This window comes from uncultured Clostridium sp. (assembly GCF_934754915.1).
Classification (GTDB): domain Bacteria; phylum Bacillota; class Clostridia; order Clostridiales; family Clostridiaceae; genus Clostridium.
In genome coordinates this window covers 1-6,277 of the sequence record NZ_CAKVKB010000163.1, presented here as the reverse complement: position 1 = coordinate 6,277, position 6,277 = coordinate 1, and the positions used below count along the sequence as shown (strand labels likewise).

Here is a 6,277-nt window from a genome sequence, read left to right as displayed (position 1 = left end):
ATTTTTAATCCTGCTCTTCGTAAAAGCTGATAGAGTCCCATTCCAATCATGGAAATGTGAAGCCCCGAAATAGCAAGTAAGGAAAGTACCAAAAATGAACACAGTTGCACACGTTAAAACTGCATAGATAAGCCTTTATAAGAATATTTAAATATTATTTATAGCCAATTAGTCGCATAGGTTAGTAACTGCGTACATTTCTCGGTTTGAAAACAGTTGCATAGGTTGCAAACGTAAGAATCTCGTAAAACAGCTTAAAATATGATTTTGGGGTTAGATAATTTATAAGTTTTTTAAGAAGAAATATTAACGATTCACTCTTTTTACAACTAAAAAAATAAGAATTACTATTGATTTCACTTCCATGCTTTTATATAATATTAATGTAAGAGGTTCTAACCTCTGTGATAAAACAATTCACTAAAGAGAGAAAAATGTTCTACGCATTTTTCACTCCTTATATATACTTAATATGTATATAATAATTAATAATATGATAAAAATCTTTTACTCAGGCTTTCGGGTCTGAGTTTTTTATTTATCATAACAAAAAGTGCTCTGAAGATGTTTCCTCTTGAGCACTTTTTGTTTGCGTCATAAAAAGAACATTTTATCATTCAATGTTCCGATTAATAAATAGATTCCATTCTTGCAATGCATTTTTTCAAAAATACAATTCTATTGCTTTTATTTATTTGAGAAGTCAACTATTTCAAAAATTGTATTCAAAATATTGTTTTGCCAATATTTCAAAAGCCTTAGCACTAGTATAAGAAGCATACTGGTGATAATCGTCTCCCTTATTGGGATTTGCAAAATCACTAATAGATTTCAATGCCACAAAGTATTTAGGTCTTGGCTCTATCGCCCATTGGGCAGCATAGTATACTCCATAGATTTCCATTTCTATTGCTAAAACATTTCTATCCTGGTTTGTTAGAACATCTTGTACGATTTGAGGGTCCGTAACGACCGATGCTCCTGAAACAACAGGTCCTAATAGTAATTTCAAACGATTATCAGGTCTTTTCCCATTATCAAAACCGTCCTCTATGCTTTGTAATGTAACTCTATCCTCAGCTAACTGTCTACAATAATTTATTAATTTTGCATCTATACTGATTTGATTAATAGTATTTAAATGCTGCTTTCCTTCTTCATTGTAAATATCTTTTCCCGCACGATAATCCCAAGCAGATGTAGCAACTATTATATCTCCATAGTTCATCTTGTCTGGTTTAGTGCCTCCCGCTATTCCAGTCATTACTACATACTTTGGAGTAAAATTAGCTATCATTTTTGTAGTTAATGATGTGGCTGCAACCATTCCCATTTGATTGGCTGATGAAATAACTACTTTTCTCTTTGTTCCATCAATTTCATAATAACCATGATAATATATGTCATTATCATATGGCACTTTACACCGTTCAACTGCTTGCAATGATTTCTTTATGCTTGATAATTCTTCGGGCAAAGCGCAAATCACAGCAATATCGTAATCATAATTCCTATGTATCACATTATTGGATAACACTGTTAATGCTATACCCAAATACTTTTCAAGTTTTTCAGACCAATCAGTCTGTGTTATATCGTAATGGATTGATTCATGAATTATTCCTTCTCCAGAAGAAAATTTTTCAAGTTCCTCCTCATATTCCGATATGGAAATAACATATTTGGGATACATGTATTTCGAAGAAGCATGTTTTATTTCTCTTAAAAGTTTGATACCTCCCTCTTTATCAGGTTTCTCTGTAATTCTTATAGGTAAACATATATCCAAAATCATTATGTCAATATTGTGCTCTTCCAATTTTCTTTTAGCATCTACAATCTCTAATGCAGTTAAAATTTCTACATCCTGCCGATTTTCACATACTTTTGTAACTACACTACCTATCATTTGTTGTTTATTAGGGTTATCATCTACTATTAGTATTTTTGCCATTCTATTTCTCCATTATTTTCGTAAATATTCTTTCTAATTCTTCCATCCAACTTGTATTTATTTCATCATAATTTATTGTTCCACGCCATATTGATGAATAAGCTGTTCTAAATTCTTCATTTAAAGAGTCTATCGAAATTTCCTTATCTCCAAATGTATCAAATTGAGTAATAATAATCACAGGAATATAAATTTTTTTATATGACATTCTTCTTAAAATCTCTTTACCTGCCAGTGGCTTTTTATCCCCACCCTGTTCTTGAGGAGTCACATCGTATGTTGGTAAAGACATATCCAAAAAAATCAAATCCCAACAATTATTGTATATTTCTCTCACTCCTGATGTATATGAAATAGCTTCTTTTATAAAAACGTCTGTTACCTTACTTTTTATCCAGGTCTTAAGATTATTTAATTTCTTTGGATTATCTTCTACAATCAATATCTTACACTGTTCCAATTGGCACTCCTTTTACTGTTATATAAAATATTTTTTTATTGTCATCCACACCCAAATCAATTTGAGGGTCTTTATATAAATCAACATTTAAAATTTTACATATTTTCGGAATTCCTGAGCCTCCTTCAGTTTTAGCCTTCGACAAATATTTTTTATCTTTTATTAAGCTCTTTGCATGTTCCATTTTTAATTGCTGCTCTTCGTAATTTTGAGAGCAGTCATAGTCATTTTCCATGTATATTTCTATTGTGTTATTTTGGACTTTTAACTTATATCTTATTTCAATTATTCCCCTACTTGGCATTGCGTAAGCATTGACATTATCAAATAAGGTATAAAAAATATTACAATAATTTTTTAAAAATCCTCCTTTTATCTTCCTGTCAAAGTCTTCCTCTATACATGTTGCTTTAAATTTTTTATTAGGATGCACATTTTGAATCATCTTTAGTGCAATTTGGAAAGCACTATCCAAGTTAAAATCTTGATATTGACTACTAGCGCTCCGTTTAAACCAACTACATATTATGTTTAATTCGTTTTGAAGTTCTATTTCAGATTCATTTATCTTTTTAGCAATATCCGTACATTTTTTCCCTTTATCTATCATTGCTAATTGCTTCCTTGCCTTATCAAATGCATTGTTGTACTTTTCTGAAATTTCCCCTTTAATTCTAGCCTTTATATTATCAAGATTTCTTTCTGTAAGTTCCCATAAATATGTGAATACAATATCTAAATAATCTTCAAATTCCATATCCTCTTTTAAATAGAATAACAAATGGGCGAAATTGTCTTCGTTCATGGAATAATCGAAAACACCATTTGTATGTTTTTTTTCAGTCTTTACTTGAATTAATTGTTTCTTTAAGTAATTGATTATGTCTTCCGTGTCCTCATTAAGAGTTCCTATAATATTAGTAATTGCATTTTTCATATTTGCAGGATACTTCAATTTGTCGTCTAACACATATAAACCCTCTTTATTATTATATACCGCAAACAAATTGGCATTTAAAAGAGGTCTTCTTAATTGTTCCGACAAAGTACCATGGCGAATATTCATGCTAAGGTTTCCCTCTAGACCATACTCGTCTCCAGATACAAAAGCATCTCTAATCGTAATGATAATATCTTTAAACAATTGATTACTGTCAAAATTGATTACTCTCAATGTATTTTGATATTTACCCAAATATTCTAAGATTTTATCCATTTGTAATGAACGATATAGCATCAATCTTTGGAAATCTTCCTTGGTATCTGCCAATAGTCTCGATTTTATTCCTTCAGTATTTACTTCAATTTTGCTATTTTGTAATGTCTGAACTCCTTCATTTATGAACAATTTATGAGTTATATCTTTTATTTCCTGTTCATATGCCTTTTCTTCTGTTCCATCTAAAGAGCGTAATATCTGACAAATCTCCAATCGTTCATCATCCAACTCCTTTGTTGTCTTCATGTTAATTAATATAGGTCCAAGAATGGTTTGGACACAGACATTCTTTAAAAAGAATATTAATTGCGCTCTATCATAATCAGATGAATATATATCCATCTTGGACGGCTTTGAGATATTCTTCTCATTGAAAAATATCTCCAAAAGGAAAACTAGGTCGTCCTTTCTACTAATATCAAAGTAACTAATGTATATGTAATAGAAAATTATTGTTGTAAGATTAGGTTTTTCCTCTTGAAGGTTATCGCAATATTCAATATATTTTCCCATCGGCATAAAAAGTGCTACCAATTTATTCTTAATAAAGCAATTTACAAAAAGAGTTATCCCAAAATCTGCATTACTGTTAATATTCAATCTATTCCACAATATATTGATATTTGTTAATTGAAATGATGATTCTATTTGAGGATTTTTAATTAATGGAAATTCATCAAAATCATTATTGTTACATTTTTCTAAAGTAACTACTATATTTCTTAAATCTTGACATTCACATAATTGCTCTGCGGTAGAATAGTCGCCCTCTTTAAGTGCTAGTCTAAAACGTATATATTTGTTGTCACAAACCAATCCCCTTTTTATCCATTCTACATCTTTAAAAGTAAATACAGTTTCCCAAGTAATACCTTGTATAGAACTTGCTTTTTCTGATGCAGTATATATATCCCCTGAAAATGGATTGCAATTTTTCGTTATCTCATAATTTATTGCTTTTGCCCATGTAGCTTTTGAATGAATTACTAATATTTTATAAATATTTTCTACATTATCATTATAATCTTTTTTCATTGTAAATATTGCAGACAGTGAATTAATAATTGTGTTTAAGGTATTATTAAAATGGTTTTCCTCAATCTGCATTGACGCGATAATTTTTGCATACAAACAAATTGCTTCTACGTTACTTGGATTTTTTTGTATATATATTTCCAACATTTCTTGGCATGCTGGAAAATTTCCTTCCATTAATGTGTCCTTTATAGGAAGCAAGTCATCTTTTATATTGTTATTTTTTTTATCTGAAATGACAAAATATACTGATTGTAGTACTCTGTCTTCTATCTCTACCATATTAGAAGCATGCTCTTTTAAAACACTTATATATTTGCTATTTGACGATATAATATATGTACAAATATCGATAAATACTATATATCTATCCACCAATGGCATTTTGTAGGTATTTTTAAGCAATGTAAATATTTTGGTGTCTGAGTACTCAAAACTAAATGCACCTATCATATACTGAAAGTACTCTTCTGTGTCTTTTTCTTCTGGACATTTTCTTAAAAATTCTTGTAGTTCTCTTTTGACAATATAGTCATAATCTCTGCTTCCTAAATTAGGGTCATTTTTCAATTTATAAAAAAGCAAAACTGACTTAACAGCACTATCATATTGACATTCACTTAATATTTCATCCTCAATACCACGTTCTAATTTGCTATATAAATATATTTTGTTCTCTAATAACCATAAGGACACCCCATATTTTTCCTCAAAATTTGATAAAATATCTAATGCCTCTTGATATCTTTCTTGTAAAATCAAAGTTTCTACATTATTTTTAGTTTTAACAAAATCATTTATAGCCTCTCTATACTCATAAAATATTTTCATATTCCATCTCAATTCCAGGTCAAATTGAGTGCCAAATTCAATTTCACTCCATCTGGAAATTTCAGAAATAGTGGGTGGGAAAAAATTTCCATTAATATACCCTTCCCCTAATTTTGATGTATTTAACTCTTCAAATATTTGATTAAAAATAAAATTATCTCTGTTAAACTTAAACGCCTTTAAATTTTTCATCAAATCTTTTTGAGCATGGCTGTTTTTCTTTGCTCTTCCCATTTGAAATTGAACTGAAGCACCTAATATAGCATTTGTAATTTTATGCACTTTATTTCTCTCCTATATCTATCATTTCAGCAGTTCATCATAAGTAGTTCCAAGTTCATCTTTTATTGCTTTTAATTGCTCAACCTGTATATGCTGCACACCTCTCTCTATTTTAACAAGGCACTCTCTAGTAATAGAAATTCCCTGCAAGTCCAACAAACGTACAAGTTCTGTCTGCCCAATCCCCTTTGACTTTCTTATTGCTCGTATATTTCTCCCAATATTTCCATTAGAATCCTGCTTTATCTTCTGTTCCAAAATATCACCTCAATCTTGGACTATTTTTAGTCCACCTTATATTAATTTTATTGCTTGTAGATGATATAATGGGACTCGTTTTAGTCCACCTCATTTGTATGTACAAAATATATTTTCAATAATAGGACAAGTTCAATTTTATATAGAAAAATCAAATTTAATCAAAGTAGCCCTCTAACCATACAAATTAAAGGTTTGCTTTTTCATAATATAATTTACTCTATATACAATATATGAT

At 29.7% G+C, this 6,277-nt stretch carries 4 protein-coding genes; all 4 read right to left on the bottom strand.

Annotation, left to right across the window (positions count from 1 at the left end):
• Positions 1–712: 712 nt before the first annotated feature.
• From Q0F58_RS16325 to Q0F58_RS16310, 4 genes are read right to left on the bottom strand one after another with little or no spacing between them, the layout of a single operon-like run.
• Positions 713–1,954, bottom strand: coding sequence for a 5'-methylthioadenosine/S-adenosylhomocysteine nucleosidase (locus tag Q0F58_RS16325; protein ID WP_294378913.1), 1,242 nt, complete (start codon positions 1,952–1,954; stop codon positions 713–715).
• A gap of 1 nt (position 1,955) precedes the next feature.
• Positions 1,956–2,414, bottom strand: coding sequence for a hypothetical protein (locus Q0F58_RS16320; RefSeq protein ID WP_294378911.1), 459 nt, complete (start codon positions 2,412–2,414; stop codon positions 1,956–1,958).
• Entirely contained in the window at positions 2,401–5,781 is a 3,381-nt protein-coding gene (locus Q0F58_RS16315; protein WP_294378909.1) for a hypothetical protein, read from the bottom strand. The genes Q0F58_RS16320 and Q0F58_RS16315 overlap by 14 nt, the downstream gene beginning before the upstream one ends.
• A 21-nt stretch (positions 5,782–5,802) precedes the next feature.
• Positions 5,803–6,039, bottom strand: coding sequence for a helix-turn-helix domain-containing protein (locus tag Q0F58_RS16310; RefSeq protein WP_294378906.1), 237 nt, complete (start codon positions 6,037–6,039; stop codon positions 5,803–5,805).
• Positions 6,040–6,277: the final 238 nt, after the last annotated feature.

Bases quoted from the DNA above. Each gene is read 5' to 3' on its own strand.
- Q0F58_RS16325 (WP_294378913.1), bottom strand. From the start codon at position 1,954: ATGGCAAAAATACTAATAGTAGATGATAACCCTAATAAACAACAAATG.